Here is a 21885-nt window from a genome sequence, read left to right on the forward strand (position 1 = left end):
CTGCCCAACGGCGGGCAGCGCTGCACCGGGAGGCAGAGCAGGATGACTCGATACGCGGCGCCGGGCACCGAGGGCGCGATCGTCTCCTACCAGCCGCGCTACGACCACTTCATCGGCGGCGCGTACGTGCCGCCGGCGCGCGGGCAGTACTTCGAGAATCCGTCGCCGGTCAACGGGCAGCCGTTCACGGAGGTCGCGCGCGGTACCGCGGAGGACGTCGAGCGGGCGCTGGACGCGGCGCACGAGGCGGCGCCCGGGTGGGGGCGTACGCCGGTGGCGGAGCGTTCCGACATCCTGCTGAAGATCGCCGAACGCATGGAGGCGAACCTGGAGCGGCTGGCGGTGGCCGAGAGCTGGGAGAACGGCAAGCCGGTGCGGGAGACGCTGGCGGCCGACATCCCGCTCGCGATCGACCACTTCCGCTACTTCGCCGGGGCGATCCGGGCGCAGGAGGGCTCGCTGGGCGAGATCGACGACGACACGGTGGCGTACCACTTCCACGAGCCGCTCGGGGTCGTCGCGCAGATCATCCCGTGGAACTTCCCGATTTTGATGGCCACCTGGAAGCTCGCCCCGGCGCTGGCGGCGGGGAACGCGGTCGTGCTCAAGCCGGCCGAGCAGACCCCGGTTTCCATCCACTACTGGCTGAGCCTGGTCTCGGACCTGCTGCCGCCGGGCGTGCTGAACATCGTCAACGGCTTCGGTGTGGAGGCGGGCAAACCGCTGGCGTCCAGCCCGCGGGTGGCGAAGGTCGCGTTCACCGGGGAGACCACGACCGGGCGGCTGATCATGCAGTACGCGTCGGAGAACATCAAGCCGGTCACCCTGGAACTCGGCGGGAAGTCACCGAACATCTTCTTCGACGACGTGTGGGCGCACGACGACGACTTCCGCGACAAGGCGCTCGAGGGCTTCACGATGTTCGCGCTCAACCAGGGCGAGGTGTGCACGTGCCCGTCCCGGGCGCTGATCCAGCGCGGCCGTTACGCGGAGTTCCTGGAGGCGGCCGTCGAGCGCACCCGGCTCATCAGGCCGGGCCACCCGCTGGACACCGACACCATGATCGGCGCCCAGGCGTCCAACGACCAGCTGGAGAAGATCCTCTCCTACCTGGACATCGGCCGTCAGGAGGGCGCGAGGATCCTCACGGGCGGCGAACGCGTCGAGCACGACGGCGAACTGAAGGGCGGCTACTACGTCCAGCCGACCATCTTCGAGGGCGACAACCGCATGCGGATCTTCCAGGAGGAGATCTTCGGCCCGGTCGTCTCGGTGGCCTCCTTCGACGACTTCGACGACGCGATCAAGATCGCCAACGACACTCTGTACGGCCTGGGCGCGGGCGTGTGGACCCGGGACATCAACACCGCGTACCGCGCGGGCCGCGCGATCCAGGCGGGCCGGGTGTGGACCAACTGCTACCACGCCTACCCCGCGCACGCGGCGTTCGGCGGCTACAAGCAGTCCGGGATCGGGCGGGAGACCCACAAGATGATGCTGGAGCACTACCAGCAGACGAAGAACCTCCTGGTGTCGTACTCGCCGAAGAGGCTGGGCTTCTTCTAGATCCTGCAATCGGGTCGCCCGGAGACATGGTCACGCTCCGGGCAACCCGGCACGGCAGGTACCTGTGGTGATCAACTGGGTTCCTGGCGTTGCTGCATGGCATCCGAAAGAGAGTTCCACTTCCTGCGGGACATGTTCACGTGACTTCACCATCTTCGACTCTGGCCATCGCCCCGCCGGCGCGCTCTCCAGTGGCGGCAGTGCCGAGCCGGGGCAGCAGCGCCCTGATCGCGTCTCATGCCGAGGGGGGTTGCGGCGGCGTCCTGCCATCGCGCAGAGAACCCTTCGTCCCAAGGCCGCACGCATGAACGCCGGTCCGGCCGGCCCGAGGGTGACCGGATACAGTGCGCGAGACGGCAGCCTGGTCAGAGAGGTGAAGCGTGACCGACACCAGCAACACCCGACCCGCCGACAGCGAAGCACGGGCACCGCGGCAGAGCCGACTGCACCGCCTGATGCGCTACATCCCCCTGATCGCCCCCGTCCTGCTGTGGGCCGTGCCCTGCTGGGTGCTCCTGTACACCGGCCAGCACTGGCCGCTGCCCGTCACAATGGCCGGCACCGCCCTGTTCGTCCTCGGCCTCATCGGTATGCCGCTCGCGATGATGCGCGGCCACGGCCGGCGCCAGCAGGACCGGGCGGCGATCGTCGGTGACACCCTGCTGGGCACCAGCTGGGTTCTGTTCACCTGGTCCGTGCTGCTCGGCGTGCTCCTGCGGCTCGCCCTGACCGTGGCCGGCGTCGGCGGGAGTCAGGAACGGGCCCGGATCGTCACCTGGGCCGTCCTCGGCGTGACCGCCGTACTGCTCGCCTGGGGGTACGCCGAAGCCCGCCGCGTGCCACGCGTGCGCCGACTCGACGTGCGACTCCCGAGACTGGGGGCCGGTTTGGACGGCACCCGCGTCGTCCTCATCACCGACACCCACTACGGCCCGATCGATCGCGCTCGCTGGTCGGCGCGGGTGTGCGAGACGGTGAACTCTCTGGAAGCCGACCTGGTCTGCCACACCGGCGACATCGCGGACGGCACGGCCGAACGCCGCCGCGCACAGGCCGCCCCTCTCGGTACCGTGCGGGCCACCCGGGCCCGGGTGTACGTCACCGGCAACCACGAGTACTACAGCGAGGCCCAGGGCTGGGTCGATCTCATGGACGAGCTGGGCTGGGAGCCGCTGCGCAACCGCCATCTGCTGCTCGAACGCGGAGGCGACACCCTCGTGGTCGCCGGCGTGGACGACGTCACCGCCGAGTCCTCCGGCCTGGTGGGCCACCGCGCCCACCTCGCCGGGGCCTTGGACGGCGCCGACCCCGACCTGCCCGTCCTGCTCTTGGCGCATCAGCCCAAGTTCATCGACCGGGCGGCAGCCGCCGGCATCGACCTCCAGCTCTCCGGCCACACCCACGGCGGCCAGATCTGGCCCTTCCACCACCTGGTCGGCCTCGACCAGCCCGCCCTCGCCGGCCTCAGCCACCACGGCACCCGTACCCTCCTCTACACCAGCCGCGGCACCGGCTTCTGGGGCCCGCCGTTCCGCGTCTTCGCCCCCAGCGAGATCACCCTGCTCGTGCTCCGCTCCCCGCACCTGCCCACCTCGCCTTGACCCGGGGCGGGCCGACACATCCGTTGGGAGCCGCCCACGGGCTGACGCGTGCGGCGGCAACAGCTGAGCAGGCTCGTCTCACCGAGGACAGGAGCCGGACCGATCCCGGCCGACGACTCGACGAGCCACACGTATCCACGCTTAACCAGGTCAGCGACGCGTGACCGCCTGTACTGCGCGGGTCTGGCCGTCGTGCTCGGCATCCTCGGTCTGCCGGGAGGATCGCCGGGCGCCCTCTTGCTGGGGCTTGCGTGCCAGACCCTCTCGGTGCTGGTGTTCTCGCTCTTCGGGGGAGTGGTCGCCGACCGCTTCCCACGGGCCCGGGTGATGGTCCCCCGGCAAAAGATCTCCGGCTGGCAGAAGACCTCCGCTCGAGATGACCTCCACCCGGCAGAAAGCCTCCACCCGGCAGAAAGCAGAGACCATGGCCATCGACCTCGCCGCCCTGCGGGCCCGCTTTCCCGCCCTCGCCACCGGGCTCGCCTTCTTCGACGGACCGGGCGGAACACAGACGCCCAGCCCCGTCGCGGACGCCATCGCCGCGACGCTGACCGGCCCCCTGTCCAACCGCGGAACCGTCAGCCCGTCGGAGCTCAACGCCGAGCGTGCCGTCGCGGGCTTCCGTGCCGCCTACGCCGATCTGCTGAACGTGCCCGCGAACGGCGTCGTCCACGGCCGCAGCGCCACGCAGCTGACGTACGACTTCTCCCGCCACCTGGCCATGACCTGGAACGCGGGCGACGAGATCGTCCTCAGCCGGCTCGACCACGACGCCAACGTCCGCCCATGGATCCAGGCCGCCGAGCGCGCCGGAGTGACGGTGCGCTGGATCGAGATCGCCCCGGAGACCGAGCTGGACCTCGACTCGTACGAGCGGGCGCTGACGCCCCGGACCCGGCTGGTCGCGGTCACGGCGGCCTCCAACGTGCTGGGCACCAAACCGCCCGTCCGCCGGATCGCCGACCGCGCCCATGAGGTCGGCGCCCTGGTGTACGTGGACGGCGTGCACTACGCCGCGCACCACCTCGTGGACGTGCCCGCCCTCGGGGCCGACATGTTCGTCTGCTCGCCGTACAAGTTCCTCGGACCGCACTGCGGGGTGCTCGCGGCGGCACCGGAGTTCCTCGCGACCCTGCGCCCGGACAAGCTCCTGCCGTCCCCCGACACGGTGCCCGAGCGTTTCGAGTTCGGCACGCTGCCGTACGAGATCCTGGCGGGTGCCACCGCCGCCGTCGACTTCCTCGCCGAGCTGGACCCCGGCACGGGGGCCTCGCGCAGGGAGCGCCTGACCCGCTCCCTGGAATCCCTGCACGCGCACGAACGGACACTGCGCGCACAGCTCCAGGAGGGTCTGGACCTTCTGGGCGACGCCATCACCGTGCACTCGAAGGCCGCCGACCGCACCCCGACGCTGCTGATGACCCTCGAAGGCCGCGACGCCCGCGAGGCCCAGGCACATCTGGCCGCGCGCGGTGTGGTGGCACCGGCGGGATCGTTCTACGCCCACGAACCCTTCACCGCGCTCAAGCTCGAAGGCCCCGCCCTGCGCGCGGGTCTGGCCCCCTACAACACCACCGACGACGTGGCCCGCTTCCTCGACGGGCTCGCCGACTTCCTCTGAACTCGTACGAACCGGCGTGGCGCCCCGCTGCCCACCGACGCGGTCACCACTTCTGTTCGCGCACCGCCGCGAGTCGACCTCGGCGAAGTAGCCGACGGCCGCGGCGAGTCCGCGACGGGGGGCAGGGGCCACCCGGTCGCCCGGCGGCGGCGTGTCGCGGTCGGCCACCTGGGCGTGCGGGGAGTCGCAGGCCGCACAGCACATGGCCACCGTGACATCCGGCTCGCCCCGTAGCAGGCGGGCACGGGTCCGAACGGGTCCCAGGCACGGCCGCCCCACACGGCGTGTGTGCCCCCATGGCGGAGAAGCCGAGCGGCACGGACGCGACCGAGGGCACGGCACCCTCGCCGGTGGCCACCGAGGCGGCTTCGCGGAACAGGCCCATCTCACCCGGCGGTTCACCCACACCTACGGCGTCATCCCGGCCGCCCAACCGCTCGGCGCCGCACGGGAAAACGCGGCAATTCCCGGTACGTAGGAAAATCAGCCCAATAGACCGTCCGGTGAGTGTGTACACGGAAATCAATGTTGCTCGGCAAGATCAAGAGCACTCTCATGAGTGAAACCAGCCGGGACGATTTGGTCTCTGTGGACATGACTCCACTACGGTGAGCGAAGAGCGGGTGCTGGACCCCATCGACGAGAAATCGACCCAGCAGGGAAATCGCCAATTGTGAAAAGGGGCGCTTCCGTCCGCCCAGTTGTGCTGCTCCGGTGTTCGCAGTGCCGGGGGTCCCCGTCATACGTGTACGTAGAGAGGATGGAGCACCATGCCACCCGTAGTACCGCCCTTCCTGGTCGGCCTCATCGCCGCGCCACTGGCCAAGCGTCTCCTCAAGCCGCTGATGCGCGGCGTCGTCAGGACGTCCGTGGGTCTCGTCCTCGAGGTGAAGAAGGCCACCCTCGAGGCCGGGGAGAACATCCACGACCTCGCGGCCGAGGTGGCCGCCGAGGTGGTGGCGGCGCAGATCCCCGCCGGTGAGGCCGAAGCCCGTCCGGGCGACGGTCAGCGGGCCGCCGAGAGCAGCGCCCCGAAGATGGAGAAGGACGAGGCCGCCGGCCGGGCCGACGGCGAGGCGAGGACTCCGAAGATCCGCACGACCGCCGGCGCCGGCAAGCCGCGCTGACGGTTCTTCCCAGCGGCCCGGGCCGCCATGCGGGCTCGGACGAATGCGCCCGAATGGCGGTCGGCCGCGGATCCGTCGGCCGTATTGATTTCTCCATACTTTCCGCTCTGTCGCGTTGAGCCATCGTGCTTGTCACGGTTTTTGCGACCTCCACAAAGGTGAACGTACACATGCCATCTCTGCTGGGTGCCGCAGCCGGTTATCGCTCCGCGGATTTGGACGTACGCCCGCGTTCGGTCATTCCGGGCCGCCAGCGCTGGGACGTCAAGCTGGTTCTCGGACGGCCACGGACGGCCGAGGTCCTCGCCGCGGTCCTGCGCCGCCTTCCCGGGATCACCGAGGCGCAGGCCAGCCCGGTCACCGGCGGGGTCCTCGTCCGGCACGACGCGCGGGTGAACACCGCGGACGTCGGCCGGCTCCTCCGCAGAGCCGTCACCCTGGTCGTGGAGGGTTCGGCCGGAGCCGGGCGTCCGGCCCCGGTACCGCCCGCCGCCGAACCGGCCCCGCTCGCGGATCACGGCGTCGTGACCCCCGTGCTCGCCGTCGGGGGCGGCGTGGCGGCCGGCATCGCCCTGGTCAAGGGGTCGGCGCTGAGCAAGCAGCTGGTGGCGCTGGGCGGAGTGGCGGCGGCGACCGCGGCCGTCGTCCGGAAGGCCTGGCACAGAACGGCCGACGCGACCCGGGAGCTGACCGGAACCGAAGCCGAACGACACCCCCTGGTGGAGATCGCCGGACCACACCGCCGGCGTCTCTACCGCGCCTCCGCGCTGTCGGTCGCCTGCCAGGTCTCGGAGATGGCGCTCGGCACCTTCCTGGGCTGGACCGCGCTGGTCCTCATCAACGGCGAGGCCGCACCCCTCGTCCGCTTCGGGCTGACCACCGCGTCCGCTCAACTCTGGGGCCTGGCAGGGCTCGTGGCCGCCGCCTGTGGCGCCGTGGCGGGCCTCTCGTACTCATCGAACCTCCAGTGGCGCCGGCTCGGCCAGGACATCGAGCACGAATGGCGCAAGCGGACGTACGCCCATGTGCAGCACCTCGAACTGCGGCACCTGGAGGGCGAGCGGACCACGCGGATCGCCGGCGCGCTCACCGACGACGTCCGCCAGCTGGGCGCCTTCTTCGCCTCCTCGGCGGGCGACGTGCTGCAACTGGGCGCCAGCCTGGCCCTCCTCGTGCCGCTGTTCCTGCTGCTGGCGCCGCAGATCGCCTGGATCGCGTTCCTGCCGATCCCGGTCATCGCCTGGCTGTCGTTCCACTACCAGGACAAGGTCGCGGCCGACTACGCCGTCTCCGGCGAGCACCGCGCGAGGCTGCACAGCCAGCTGGTGAACACGCTGGAGGCCGGTGCCACCGTCAAGAGCTTCTGCACCGAGGACTACGAGGCCGAGCGCATCGACCGGCTCAGCGGGTCGGTCCAGGAGAGCGACCACGAGACCGACCGGAGCACGATCAGCCACGGCGAGGTCGTCCGGGTCTGCACGACCAGCTCGATGGCCGGCACCCTGCTGATCGGCGGCCGGTCGGTGCTCAACGGCAGCCTGCGGTTCGAGGTGTTCAGCCCGCTGATCGGGCTGCCCCAGATGGTGCTGCTGCGGATGAACCGGCTCGGCGGCATCGTCGACCAGTACCAGCGCACGCTCAGCGCCTACGACCGAGTCCGGCGGCTGCGCGCCCTGCCCGCCGAGACCGACGGCACCGGCGGACCGCTCGACGTCGAGGACGTGCGCGGGGAGATCGTCCTCGACAACGTCTCCTTCGCCTACCCCGGCCGGCCGCCGGCGCTGGAGGACCTCTCGCTGACCATCCCCGCCGGGCAGGTCACCGCCCTCGTCGGCGCCACCGGCTCCGGCAAGACCACGATCGCCAAGCTGCTGATGCGCTTCCAGGACGCGGAGTTCGGCAGCGTGCTGCTCGACGGACGGGACGTGCGGGACATGCCGCGGCACGACCTGCGCCACGCGATCGGGTTCGTCGCCCAGGACCCCTTCCTGTTCGACGGCACCATCGGCGACAACATCCGCTACGGCAGTTTCGGCGCATCGGACGATGCCGTGGTCGAGGCGGCCATGATGGCCGAGGCACACACCTTCGTCGCGGCCCTGCCGGACGGCTACGACACCGTGATCGGCGAACGCGGCGCCGCCCTCTCGGGCGGTCAGCGGCAGCGGATCGCACTGGCGCGGGCGATCCTCAAGGACGCGCCGGTCGTGATCCTCGACGAGGCCACCTCCGCCGTGGACAACGAGACCGAGGCCGCCATTCAGCGCACGCTCCGTGTCTTCGCGGCCGAGCGGACCATGGTGATCATCGCCCACCGGCTCTCCACGGTCCGCCACGCCGACCGGATCTACGTCATGGACAAGGGCGGAGTCGTGGCCGAGCAGGGCACCCACGACGAACTCCTCGCCCAGCACGGACTCTACGCATCCCTCTGGCAACTCCAGGCCGGCGAACTCGCCGCCTGACCGCAGCTGCCGCGCCACCCGACCGCCGACCGCGTGACGTACCGCGGTCGGCGCGTCCCGGCGCGCCCGGCGACCACGCTGCCCACACTTCTGGAGGTACCCCCATGTCCCGTCGCGACGGCGACGTCCTTCCCCTGACGGCGGCCCAGCGTGAGATCTGGCTCGCCGAGCAACGCGCGCGGACAGCGCTCGACGCCTACCGCATCGGCGACTACCTGGAGGTCCACGGCCCGGTCGACGCGGAGCTCCTCGAGACCGCGATGCGCCGGGTGGTCGACGAGACCGACGCGCTGCACGTGAGTTTCGTCGACGACGGGCAGGAGCCGCGGCAGGTCGTCCGCGGGACATGGGACTGGGAACCCGGTCTGCTCGACCTGGGCTCGGAGCCCGACCCACGCGCGGCGGCGCTGGCGTGGATGGCCCGGGACCGGATGCGTCCGCTGGACCTCGCGCGTGACCCGCTCTTCAGCTTGGCGCTGATCAGCCTCTCACCGGTGCACCACCTCGTGTACCAGAACTACCACCACCTGGTGATGGACGGGTTCGGCCTCTCCCTCGTCCGACGGCGGATCAGGCGGATGTACGCGGCGCTCGCCGCGGGCGACCGGGTCCCGCCGTCGCCGTTCGGTTCTCTCGACCAGCTGATCCGCAGCGACGCCGACTACCGCGCCTCGGCGCAGTTCACCTCCGATCGGTCGCATTGGACGGCGCGGTTCGCCGACCGGCCGGAACCGACTCACCTCACCGGCCGGGATCCGCGCGGCGGGAGCGGACCGCGCCCCTCGGTGGAACCGGCGGTGCTCCGGGTGGAGACGCTGCGAGCGGCGGCGGCGCAGACCGAAGTCCACTGGTCCCGCCCGCTGATCGCGGCGGCGGCTCTCTACGCACACCGGCTCACCGGGGACCGGGACGTGCTGATCGCCTTCCCCGTCACCGGGCGCGAGGGCGCCGAACGCGCCCTGATGTCCACGCCGGGCACGGTGGCGAACGTGGTGCCCCTGCGCCTGCCGGTGCGCCCGGAAACGCGGTGGCACGACCTCGTCACCGAGGTGGCACGGGAGGCCGACGGGGCCCTCGCCCACCAGCGCTACCGCAGCGAGGACCTGTTCCGGGACCTCGGCGTTCCCGGGTCCCCCGGGGCGGCGTTCCCGCTCGTCGTCAACATCCTCGTCTTCGACTCCGCGTCGAGCTTCGCCGGGCACCCCGCCACGCTGCACTACCTGCTCCCGGAACCGGCCACCGGGCTGGCCCTCTGGGTCGTGGGCCGACGGGGGGACGAGGAACTCCGGATCGAACTCAAGGGCGCGCCCCAGACCTGGAGCCAGGACGAGCTCGCCGTCCACCAACGGCGGCTGATCGCGCTGCTGGACGCCGTCGCGGGCTGCGCCCCGCAGGAGCCGGTCGGCCGGATCGGTCTGCTCGCCGCGGACGAGGAGGGTGAGCTGCTGGCGCTGGGCGCCGGCCCGGTGGCCGAGGCCCCGGCCGAGAGCCTGCCGGAAGTGTTCCGGGCCCAGGTGCGGGCGACGCCGGAGGCGGTCGCCGTGGTGGCGCCGGACGCGTCCTTGACCTATGCGGAGCTGGACGCGCGGGCGAACCGGCTGGCACACGCCCTGATCGCCCGCGGGGCGGGGCCGGAGCGCCTGGTCGCGGTCGCCCTGCCCCGCTCGGCGGAACTCGTGGTGGCGATCCTCGCGGTGCTCAAGACCGGCGCCGCCTACGTCCCGGTCGACCCGGAATACCCTGCCGCCCGGATCGGGTACATGCTCGACGACGCCCGGCCGGTCCTGACGGTGACCGACACCCGCACCCGGGAGCGGCTCGGTGAGACCGGTCCCGCCGGGTGGCTGGTGGTCGACGATCCGGAGACCGCAGCGATGGTCGCGGACTGCCCGGCAGCGGACCCGGAGGTGGCCGTCGCCCCGGAGCATCCGGCCTACGTCATCTACACCTCCGGCTCCACCGGGCGCCCCAAGGGTGTGGCGGCGACCCACGGCGGCCTGCTCAACCTGTTCGCCGATCAGCAGCAGACCCTGTTCCCGCCCCTGCTCGCGGACCGGCAGCGGCTGCGGGTGGCCCTGACCACGTCGGTCTCCTTCGACGCGGCCTGGAACCAGGTGCTCAGCCTGTTCGCGGGCCACGAGCTGCACGTCCTCGACCAGGCGACCTGGACCGACCCGGACGCCTTCGTCGACTACGCCAGGCGCCGCCGGCTCGACTTCGTCGAGGCCACCCCGTCGTACCTCCGGGTTCTGGTCGCGCACGGGATGCTGGACGACCCGCAGTGGCGTCCGGCGATGGTCGCGGCGGGTGGGGAGGCCCTCCCGGAGCAGCTGTGGGACCGGCTGCGCGCGGCCGACGGGGTGTCCTGCCTGAACTTCTACGGTCCGTCCGAGTGCACGGTGAACTCGGTCGTCGCACCGCTGGCCTCGAGCCCGCGTCCGGTGATCGGCCGGCCGGTCGGGAACACCCGGCTGTATGTGCTGGACGGCGCGTTGCAGCCCATGCCGCCTGGAGCGGTGGGTGAGCTGTACATCGCGGGCGCGGGCCTGGCCCGGGGCTACCTGAACCGGCCTGGTCCGACCGCCGGCCGTTTCCTGGCCGATCCCTTCGGTCCGGCGGGCTCCCGGATGTACCGCACCGGCGACCTGGTGCGGTGGGACCCGGACGGGAACCTGGAGTTCCTCGGCCGCACCGACGACCAGGTCAAGGTCCGCGGCTTCCGGATCGAACTCGGCGAGATCGAGGCCGTCCTCGTCGAGCACCCGCAGGTCGCGCAGGCCGCCGTTCTGGCGCGTACCGAGGAGGACACCCGGCTGGTCGCCTGGTTCGTGCCGGTGCCCGGTGCCACGGTGGCCGTGCCCACGCTGCGCGAGCACCTGCGCGAGCGGCTGCCGGAGTACATGGTGCCGGCCGCGTACGTGATGCTGGACGCGCTGCCGCTGACGCCGAACCGGAAGCTCGACCGGCGGGCCCTTCCGGCCCCCGAGCGGGCCGCGGCCGCCCCGGGCCGGGCTCCGCGCACCGCGACCGAACACGTGCTGGCCGGGCTGTTCGCCGAGGTGCTCGGGGTGGCCGAGGCCGGACCTGACGACAGCTTCTTCGACCTCGGCGGGCATTCGCTGCTCGCCACCCGGCTGGTCGCCAGGGCACGGTCGGTGCTGGGCGTCGAGCTGAGGCTGGGTGACCTGTTCGACGCGCCGACCGTGGCGGAGCTGGCGGCGGTGGTGGACGGCGCGGGCCGGGCACGGCCCGCACCGGGGCGGCGCGAGCGGCCCGAGGCGGTCCCGCTGTCCTTCGCGCAGCGCCGGCTGTGGTTCCTGCACCGCATGGAGGGCCCGAGCGCCACGTACAACATCCCGCTGGCGCTCCGTCTCTCCGGCGACCTGGACGAGCGGGCCCTGGAAGCCGCCCTCGCGGACGTGGTCGAGCGCCACGAGAGTCTGCGCACCGTCTTCCCGGTGGTCGACGAGGTGCCGTGCCAGCGGGTGCTGGACCTCGACGCGGCACGGCCCCGACTGCGGGTGACCGAGGTCGGCGAGGACGACCTGCCGGACCGGCTGGCAAAGGCGGCCCGGCACGGCTTCGAGCTCTCCGGGGAACCGCCGCTGCACGCCGAACTGTTCCGGCTGGCCGCCGAGGAGCACGTGCTGCTGCTGGTGGTGCACCACATCGCCGGTGACGGCTGGTCGATGGGGCCGCTCTCACGGGACCTGGCGACCGCGTACGCGGCCCGTTCCGAAGGGGCGAAGCCGGAGTGGCCCGCGCTGCCGGTCCAGTACGCCGACTACGCCCTCTGGCAGCGGGAGCTGCTCGGCGAAGGCTCCGACCCCGACAGCCTGCTGAGCGCTCAACTGGGCTACTGGAGGGAGCGGTTGGCTGACCTGCCCGAGCAGGTCGAGCTGCCGTTCGACCGGCCCAGACCGGCGGTGACGTCCCACCGGGGCGCCCACCTGCCGGTGCGGATCGACGCCGAACTGCACCGGGGCCTGCGCGCGCTCGCCCGGGACGGCGGGGCGAGCCTCTTCATGGTGCTCCAGGCCGGGCTCGCCGCCCTGCTCGGCAAGCTCGGCGCGGGCACCGACGTGCCCGTGGGCACGCCGATCGCCGGACGCACCGACGAGGCCGTGGACGACCTGGTCGGCTTCTTCGTCAACACCCTGGTGCTGCGGACCGACCTCTCCGGGAACCCGTCGTTCAGCGAACTGCTGGGCCGCGTGCGCGCCGACGCGCTGGCCGCGTACGCGCATCAGGACGTGCCGTTCGAGCACCTCGTGGAGGCACTGAACCCGACCCGGTCGCTGGCGCACCACCCCTTGTTCCAGACCATGCTCGCGTTGCAGAACGCGCCGCTCGGCACGTTCGAGCTGCCGCGGCTGCGCGTGGCGGCCGACCTCGTCCACACCGGGACGGCCAAGTGCGACCTGACGTTCATGCTGACCGAACGGCCCGGCACCGACGGGCTGTCGGGCCTGGTGGAGTACAGCACCGACCTGTTCGACGCGGCCACCGTGGAGGGGATCACCGAGCGGTGGCTGCGGCTGCTGCGTGCCGTGGTGGCCGACCCCGGCCGGCGGATCGGCCAGGTGGACGTGCTGTCCGCCGACGAACTCCGCGCGCTGCTGCCGGCCGCCGCCGGCCGGGACGGGGAGTCGCCGGCGGTCGACGGCCGGAGCGGGGACTCGCCGGCCGCCGCCGGCCGGAGCGGGGAACTGCCGGGAGGCTGCATCACCGCGCTCTTCGAGCGGCAGGTGCGGGCGAACCCGGCGGTGGTCGCCGTGGTGAGCGGCGAGGACACGCTGACCTACGGCGAGCTGAACGCCCGGGCCAACCGGCTCGCGCACGCGCTGATCGCCCGGGGTGTGGGGCCGGAGCAGCTCGTGGCGCTGGCCCTGCCGCGCTCGGCCGAGCTGGTGGTGGCGGTCCTGGCGGTCCTCAAGGCGGGCGCCGCCTACGTTCCGGTGGACCCCCGCTACCCCGCCGCCCGGATCGCCTACCTGCTTCGGGACGCCCGGCCGTCGCTGCTCGTGACGACGGGCCGGACCGGCGGACCGCCGGACACGGAGCCGGTGGACCGGCTCCTGCTGGACGCCGCCGACCTGGACGGGCTGCCGGACACCGACCCGGAGATCCCCCTCGATCCGGGACACCCCGCCTACGTCATCTACACCTCCGGGTCCACCGGCGACCCCAAGGGTGTCGTGGTCCCGCACCGGAACGTGGTGCGGCTGTTCGCCACCACCGAGGAACTGTTCGGCTTCTGCGCCGAGGACGTCTGGACGCTCTTCCACTCCTACGCCTTCGACTTCTCGGTGTGGGAGCTGTGGGGCCCGCTGCTGCACGGCGGCCGTCTGGTGGTCGTGGACCACGAGACCAGCCGCTCGCCCCACCTGTTCCTGAAGCTCCTCGCCCGTGAGCGGGTGACGGTGCTCAACCAGACGCCGTCCGCCTTCTACCAGCTGATGCAGGCCGACGAGGAGGCGCCGGAGACCGGCCGTTCGCTCGCCCTGCGCACCGTGGTGTTCGGCGGCGAGGCACTGGAGCACGCCCGGCTGGCGAGCTGGTACGAGCGGCACCCGGACGACGCGCCGCTGCTGGTCAACATGTACGGCATCACCGAGACCACAGTGCACGTCACGTACGCGGCGCTCGGCCGGTCCGGCACCGCCGCCGGCCAGGTCGGCACGGCCCTCCCGGACCTGCGCACGTATGTGCTGGACGCCCACCTGCGGCCGGTGCCCCCGGGCGTGCCCGGCGAGCTGTACGTCGCGGGCGCCGGGCTGGCGCGCGGCTACCTGAACCGGCCCGGGCTGACCGCCGGGCGCTTCGTGGCCGACCCGTTCGGGCCGGCCGGTGCGCGCATGTACCGCAGCGGCGACGTCGTGCGCCGGAGTGCGGACGGCAGCCTGCGGTTCGTGGGCCGGGCCGACGACCAGGTGAAGGTCCGGGGCTTCCGGATCGAACTCGGCGAGATCGAGGTGGCGCTCGCCGCGCACCCCGGTGTCGCCCAGGTCGCCGTCCTCGCGCGGCGGGACCGCGCCGACGACACCCGGCTGGTCGCGTACCTGGTGGCCGCCCCGGGTGTCGCCCTGCGCCCGGCCGAGCTGCGCGAACACCTGCGGGAGCGGCTGCCGGAGTACATGGTGCCGGCCGCGTTCGTCACCCTGGACAGCCTGCCGCTGACCGCCAACGGCAAGCTGGACCGGCGTGCCCTGCCCGCACCCGACCTCGCTCCGGCGCACACCGGCCGCGCGCCGCGTACGCCGCAGGAGCAGATCCTGTGCGAGCTGTTCGCCGAGGTCCTCGGAGTGGCCGAGGTTGGTGTCGAGGACAACTTCTTCGACCTGGGCGGGCATTCACTGCTGGCGACCCGTCTGGCCGCCCGGGTCCGCGCGACCCTGGGCGTGGAACTCGAGCTGCGCACCCTGTTCGAGACCCCGACCCCGGCCGGAGTGGCCTGCGCCCTGGCGGGTGCCCGCCGGGCACAGACGGCACTGGTGCCCCACCCACGGCCCGAGCGGACGCCGTTGTCGTTCGCGCAGCGGCGGCTGTGGTTCCTGCACCAGCTGGAGGGGGCCGGCGCCAACTACCACATCTCCCTGGCGTGGCGCCTGTCCGGGAACCTGGACCGGCGGGCCCTGGAGACCGCCCTGGCGGACGTGGCGGCCCGGCACGAGAGCCTGCGTACCGTCTTCCCCGCGGTGGACGGGGTCCCGTACCAGCACGTGCTGGACGGCGAGGCGGGCCGCCCGCGGCTGGACGTGAGCCGGACCGCCGAGGACGCGCTGCCGGGCATGCTGGCGGCCGCGAAGGCCCGCCCGTTCGACCTGGCGGTCGATCTCCCGCTGCGCGTCGGGCTGTTCGAGCTGGCGCCGGAGGAGCACGTGCTCCAGGTGGTGCTCCACCACATCGCGGGTGACGGCTGGTCGCTGGGCCCGTTCGCGCGGGACCTGACCGCCGCCTACGCGGCGCGCTGCCGCGGCGAGGAGCCGCCGTGGTCGATGCTGCCGGTCCAGTACGCCGACTACACCCTGTGGCAGCACGAGCTGCTCGGCGACGCGGCCGACCGGGACAGCCTGCTGGCCCGCCAAGCCGGCTACTGGAAGCGGCAGCTGGCCGGCCTGCCGGAGCAGCTCCGGCTGCCCACCGACCGGCCCCGGCCGGCGGTCGCCTCGTACCAGGGCGGCTTCGTGCGGGCCGGGCTGGACGCAAAGCTGCACCGCGGCCTGCGCGAGCTGGCCCGCGCCCACGGCACCAGTCTGTTCATGGTGCTCCAGGCCGGACTGGCGGCGCTGCTGAGCAAGCTGGGCGCGGGCGACGACATCCCGGTCGGCAGCCCGGTCGCGGGCCGGACCGACCAGGCGCTGGACGAGCTGGTCGGCTACTTCGTCAACACCCTGGTGTTCCGCACCGACACCTCGGGCGATCCGACGTTCACCGAGCTGCTCGGCCGGGTGCGGGACACCTCGCTGGCGGGGTACGCCCACCAGGACCTGCCGTTCGAGTATCTGGTCGAGGCCCTCAACCCGGTGCGGTCGCTGGCCCACCACCCGCTGTTCCAGATCATGCTGGTGCTGCAGAACGCGCCCCGGGCCGATCTCGCCCCGCCCGGGCTGCGCGTCGGCGAGGTGGAGCTGATCACGACCGAGTCCAAGTTCGACCTGGTCTTCTCGCTGTCCGAGCGGCACAGCGGGGACGGCCGCCCGGACGGGATCGACGTGTCCGTCCAGTTCGCGAGCGATCTGTATGATCCGGCCACCGTCGACACGCTGATCGCGCGCTGGGTGCGGCTGCTGAGGGCGGCCGTCGCCGACCCGCGGCAGCGGCTCGGCCGAGTCGATCTGCTGTCCCCCGAGGAGCGCCGCGAGCTGCTGCCCGCCGTCGGGGACGGAGCGGTCACCGGGAGCGTGCCGGAGGCCTTCGCGGCCCAGGTGGCGGCCACCCCGGAAGGCGTTGCCCTGGCCGCCGGGGAGGTGGAACTGACGTACCGCCAGGTGGATGCATGGGCCAACCGGTTCGCGCACGCACTGATCGCTCGCGGAGTGGGTGCCGAGCAGGTCGTGGCAGTGGCCCTGCCGCGGTCGGTGGAGTTCGTGGTGGCCGTCCTGGGCGTCCTGAAGGCGGGAGCCGCCTATCTGCCGGTGGATCCGGGGTACCCCGAGTCGCGGATCGCGTTCATGCTGGAGGACGCGCTGCCGAGCGTGGTGGTCGACGACCCGGCGATGGTGGCCGACGTGTCGCAGTGGCCGGAGACCGATCCGGCCGTGGCCGTGGACTCCCGGCACGCCGCGTACGTGATCTACACGTCGGGTTCGACGGGCCGGCCCAAGGGCGTGGTGGTGAGCCACGCGGGCCTGCGGGGCATGGCGGCGGTGCAGGCCGAGCGGCTCCTCATCGACGCGGGCAGCCGGGTGCTCCAGTTCTCCTCGCCGAGCTTCGACGTCTCGCTGTGGGACATCCTCGGCGCTCTGCTCACCGGTGCGGCGCTGGTGCCGGCACCCGCGACGGAGCCGGTCGCGGCGCTGACCGACCCGAGCCTCGGGCTCACCCACGCGACGGCGCCGCCGTCCGTGCTGGCGGCGCTCTCGCCGGACGCGGTGGCCGTGCCGACGCTGACGGTGGCGGGTGAGGCGTGCCCGCAGGAGCTGGTGTCGCGCTGGGCGCCGGGGCGCCGCATGATCAACGCGTACGGTCCGACGGAGACGACGGTGATCGCGACGATCAGCGAGCCGCTGTCGCCGGGGTCCGGCGTGCCGCCGATCGGCCGTGCCGTCGCCGGTTTCCGGGCGTATGTGCTGGACCAGCGGCTGGACCTGGTGCCGCCGGGCGTGACCGGGGAGCTGTACCTCGCCGGACCGGGCGTGGCACGGGGCTACCTGAACCGGCCGGCGCTGACCGCCGGGCGGTTCGTGGCCTGCCCGTTCGGCGCGGCGGGTGAGCGCATGTACCGCACCGGGGACCTGGTGCGCCGGCGCTCCGACGGCCAGCTGGAATACCTCGGCCGTGCCGACGACCAGGTGAAGGTCCGCGGCTTCCGGATCGAACTCGGCGAGATCGAGACGGCGCTGGCCGAGCACCCGCAGGTGGGTCAGGTCGCGGTGATCGCCCGGAAGGACCATGCGGAGGACACCCGCCTGGTCGCGTACCTGGTGCCCGTCGACGGCGCCGCGCTCCGGCCGGAGGACCTGCGCGACCACCTGCGCGAGTGGCTGCCGGACTACATGGTGCCCGCCGCGTTCGTCACCCTCGGCGCCCTGCCGTTGACGACCAACGGCAAGCTCGACCGGCACGCCCTGCCCGAGCCCGAGTTCACCGGATCGCGGGCCGGCAGGGTGCCGCACACCCCGCAGGAGCAGGTGCTGGCCGGGCTGTTCGCCGAGGTACTGGGCCTGACGCAGGTCGGCGCCGACGACAGCTTCTTCGACCTGGGCGGGCACTCCCTGCTGGCCACCCGGCTGGTGGCCCGGGTCCGGGCGACCCTGGGCGTCGAGCTGCCGCTGCACACCCTGTTCCGCACCCCGACGGTGGCCGGGCTGGCCGCCGCTCTGAGCGGCGCCGGCCGAGCCAGGCTCGCCCTCGGGCGGGCGGAGCGGCCCGAGCGGGTGCCGCTGTCGTCCGCGCAGCGGCGACTGTGGTTCCTGCACCAGCTGGAGGGCGCAGAGCCGATCTACAACATGCCGCTGGCGTGGCGGCTCCGCGGACCGCTGGACCGGGTGGCCCTGGAGAAGGCGCTCGCCGACGTCGTCGACCGGCACGAGAGCCTGCGGACGGTCTTCCCGGCGGCGGACGGCGTGCCGTTCCAGCGGGTGCTGGCCCCCGGGTCGGTACGGCCGAGGCTGCGGGCCGTTCCTGCCGACGGGACGGACCTGCCGGAGCTGCTGGCGGCGGCCGCCGCGCGCGGGTTCGACCTCGCGACCGAACCGCCGCTGCGTGCCGAGCTGTTCGAGGTGGCACCGGACGAGCATGTGCTGCTGCTGGTGGTCCATCACATCGCCGGTGACGGCTGGTCACTGAACCCGTTGTCGTCCGACCTGGCCACCGCGTACACGGCGCGCTGCCGGGGCGGGGAACCGCGGTGGGCGCCGCTGCCCGTCCAGTACGCCGACTACGCCCTGTGGCAGCACGAGCTGCTCGGTGACGCGGCGGGCCGGGACAGCCTGTCCGCCCGGCAGACGGCCTACTGGACGCGGACGCTGGCGGACCTGCCGGAGCAGATCCGGCTGCCCGCCGACCGCCACCGCCCGCCCGTTCCCTCCTACTCCGGCGGCCACCTGCCGGTCGAGCTGGACGCCGGACTGCACGCCGGGCTCATTCGGCTGGGCCGGGAGCACGGGGCCAGCGCCTACATGGTGCTGCAGGCCGCCCTGGCGGCACTGCTGGACAAGCTCGGCGCGGGGACGGACATCCCGGTCGGCAGCCTGATCGCCGGCCGGACCGACCAGGCCCTGGACGACCTCGTCGGGTTCTTCGTCAACACCCTGGTGCTGCGGACCGACACCTCGGGCGATCCGACCTTCGCCGAGCTGCTGGGGCGGGTCCGGGAGCACGCGCTGGCCGCGTACGCGCACCAGGACCTGCCGTTCGAGCACCTGGTGGAGGCGCTCAATCCGGCCCGGTCGCTCGCCCGCCAGCCCCTGTTCCAGGTGCTGCTCGCGTTGCAGAACGTGCCCCGCACCGAGTTCGCCCTGCCCGGGCTGAGCGCCGAGATCGTACTCGTGCGGACGCCCACGGCGATGTTCGACCTTTCCATCCACCTGCTGGAGCGCGGCGGCACCGGCGGGCCGGCCGAGGGCATCGTCGGGCGGGTCGAGTACAGCACCGACCTGTTCGACCGGTCCACGGTGGAGACGCTGGTCGCCCGGTGGCTGCGCCTGCTGACGGCGGTGGTCGCCGACCCGGACCGGCCGCTGAGCCGGATCGACGTCCTCACCGCCGAGGAGCGGCACGAGCTGCTGGTCACGCGCAACGACACCGCGTGCCCGGCTCCCGAGGCCGGCCTGCCGGCCCTGTTCGAGGCCCGGGTGCGGGCGACCCCGGACGCGCCGGCGGTGGTGTTCGAGGACACCGCACTCACCTACCGCGAGCTGAACCGCAGGGCCAACCGCCTGGCGCACGCGCTGATCGCGCGCGGGGTCGGCCCGGAGCAGGTCGTCGCGCTGCGGCTGCCGCGCTCCCCCGAGCTGGTGGTCGCCGTCCTCGCGGTCCTCAAGACGGGTGCGGCCTACCTTCCGGTCGACCCGGAGTACCCGGCCGCCCGCATCGCGTACATGCTCCAGGACGCACGACCGGCCGTGGTCCTCGACGACCTCGCGGCCGTCACACCGGACGGGGAGCGGCCCGAGCACGATCCGGCCGTCGCCGTGGACCCGCGGCACCCGGCCTACGTCATCTACACCTCGGGCTCCACCGGCCGGCCCAAGGCCGTGGTGATGCCCGCCGCCGGGCTGCTGAACCTGCTGGCGTGGCACCACGGATCCGTCGGCGGCGAACCCGGCACGCGCACCGCCCAGTTCACCGCGATCAGCTTCGACGTCTCGGTGCAGGAGACACTCTCCGCACTGCTGTACGGCAAGACCCTCGTGGTGCCGACCGAGGAGCAGCGGCGCAGTGCCGAGCTGTTCGCCCGCTGGCTGGACCGGCACCGGGTCGAGGAACTGTTCGCGCCCAACCTGGTGGTCGAGGCGCTGGCCGAGGCCGCCGAGGAGGCCGGGCTCGGGCTGCCGCACCTGCGGCTGGTCGCGCAGGCCGGGGAGGCGATGCGCCTCGGCGGTCCCGTGCGCCGCTTTCAGGAACGCCGGCCGGGCCGGGCGCTGCACAACCACTACGGCCCCGCCGAGACCCATGTGATCACCGCCTACCCGCTGCCGGCCGACCCCGCCGACTGCCCGCTGCCGGTGCCGATCGGCCGGCCGATCGCCAACTGCCGGGTATACGTGCTGGATGCGGCGCTGCGGCCGGTCGCCCCGGGCGTGCCGGGCGAGCTGTACCTCGCCGGGGCGGGGCTCGCCCGCGGGTACCTGAACCGGCCCGGGCTCACCGCCACACGGTTCGTCGCCGACCCGTACGGTCCGGCCGGTACGCGCATGTACCGCACCGGTGACCTGGTCCGCTGGCGCGCCGACGGGGAGCTTGAGTTCGGAGGCCGTACGGACCACCAGGTGAAGGTCCGCGGGTTCCGGGTCGAGCCGGGCGAGATCGAGGCCGAGCTGTCCGCGCACCCGGGGGTCGCCCAGGTCGCGGTGCTCGCCCGGGTGGACCGTCCGGGCGAGACCCGGATCGTCGCGTACGTGGTGCCCACGGCCGGGACCGGCGCGACGGCCACGGCCCGGGCTGGTGACATGCCCACAGCCGGCGCCAGTGCGACAGCCGTGGCCGGGACGGGTGTGACGGCCGCGGCCCTGGCGGCGTACCTGGGCGACCGGGTGCCGGACCACCTGGTGCCGTCGGCGTTCGTGCTGCTGGACGCGCTGCCGCTGACGCCGAACGGGAAGCTCGACCGGGCGGCGCTGCCCGCGCCCGGACCGGGTACCGCCGGGAGCGGCCGTGCGCCGCGCACGCCGCAGGAGCAGATCCTGTGCGAGCTGTTCGCCGAGGTGCTGGGCGTGCAGCGGGTCGGGGCCGACGACGACTTCTTCGACCTGGGCGGGCACTCCCTGCTCGCCACCCGGCTGGTCTCGCGGGTCCGGGCGACCCTCGGCGTCGAGCTGGAACTGCGCAGCCTGTTCCGGACGCCGACGCCCGCCGGGCTCGCGGCCGGGCTGCACGACGCCGGCACCGCGCGGCAGGCCCTGGTGCCCCAGCCCCGCCGCGAGCCCATGCCGCTGTCGTTCGCGCAGCGCCGGCTCTGGTTCCTCCAGCAACTGGGGACACCGAGCGCCACCTACCACATGCCGCTCGCCCTGCGGCTGTCCGGCGACCTCGACCGGGCCGCGCTGCATGCCGCGCTCGCCGACGTGGTCGCCCGGCACGAGACCCTGCGCACGGTCTTCCCGCACACCGCCGGCGTTCCGCACCAGCGGGTGCTGGACGCCGCCGACGTCACCGTCCCGCTGGCGGTGCGCGCGGCCCGCGAGGCGGAGGTTACGGCCCTGCTGCGCGAGGCGGCGGAGCGGGCCTTCGACCTGACGTCGGAACTGCCGTTGCGGGCCGAGCTGTTCACCCTCGCGCCGCGGGAGCACGTGCTGCTGTTGGTGCTGCATCACATCGCCGCCGACGGCTGGTCCATGGGCCCGCTGGCCCGCGACCTCGCCACGGCCTACGCCGCCCGGCGGGGCGGTACGGCTCCCGAATGGCCGCCGCTGCCGGTGACGTACGGCGACTACACGCTGTGGCAGCACGAGATCCTCGGCGACGAGCACGACACGGACAGTGTGTTCGCGCGCCAGGTCGCCCACTGGACCGAGGCCCTGGCCGGGCTGCCCGACCAGCTGCACCTGCCCGCCGACCGGCCCCGTCCCGCCGCCATGTCGTACCGCGGCGATCTGCTGGACGTCCGGATCGACGCCGGA

6 protein-coding genes are annotated in these 21885 nt (G+C 73.0%); all 6 read left to right on the forward strand.

All coding sequences use genetic code 11. The annotated features are described in order from the left end of the window. Positions 1-42: 42 nt before the first annotated feature. Positions 43-1566 (forward strand): acetaldehyde dehydrogenase ExaC, encoded by a 1524-nt coding sequence (exaC, locus tag JK361_RS19660; protein ID WP_201819854.1) that lies wholly within the window; start codon positions 43-45, stop codon positions 1564-1566. Between the two features lie 380 nt (positions 1567-1946). After that, positions 1947-3167 carry a metallophosphoesterase gene (locus JK361_RS19665; protein WP_201819855.1) on the forward strand — a complete coding sequence of 407 codons (1221 nt, stop codon included), beginning with the start codon at positions 1947-1949 and terminating at the stop codon, positions 3165-3167. Positions 3168-3591: 424 nt separating this feature from the next. Further along, positions 3592-4788, forward strand: coding sequence for a cysteine desulfurase-like protein (locus tag JK361_RS19670; RefSeq protein ID WP_201819930.1), 1197 nt, complete (start codon positions 3592-3594; stop codon positions 4786-4788). Between the two features lie 770 nt (positions 4789-5558). Then, entirely contained in the window at positions 5559-5915 is a 357-nt protein-coding gene (locus JK361_RS19675; protein ID WP_201819856.1) for a DUF5132 domain-containing protein, read from the forward strand. A gap of 170 nt (positions 5916-6085) precedes the next feature. Further along, positions 6086-8380 carry an ABC transporter ATP-binding protein/permease gene (locus tag JK361_RS19680; RefSeq protein ID WP_201819857.1) on the forward strand — a complete coding sequence of 765 codons (2295 nt, stop codon included), beginning with the start codon at positions 6086-6088 and terminating at the stop codon, positions 8378-8380. A 104-nt stretch (positions 8381-8484) separates the two neighbouring features. After that, a partial coding sequence (locus tag JK361_RS19685; protein WP_201819864.1) for a non-ribosomal peptide synthetase occupies positions 8485-21885 on the forward strand: 13401 nt, incomplete at its 3' end.

This window comes from Streptomyces musisoli, from assembly GCF_016741855.1.
GTDB lineage: Bacteria > Actinomycetota > Actinomycetes > Streptomycetales > Streptomycetaceae > Streptomyces > Streptomyces musisoli.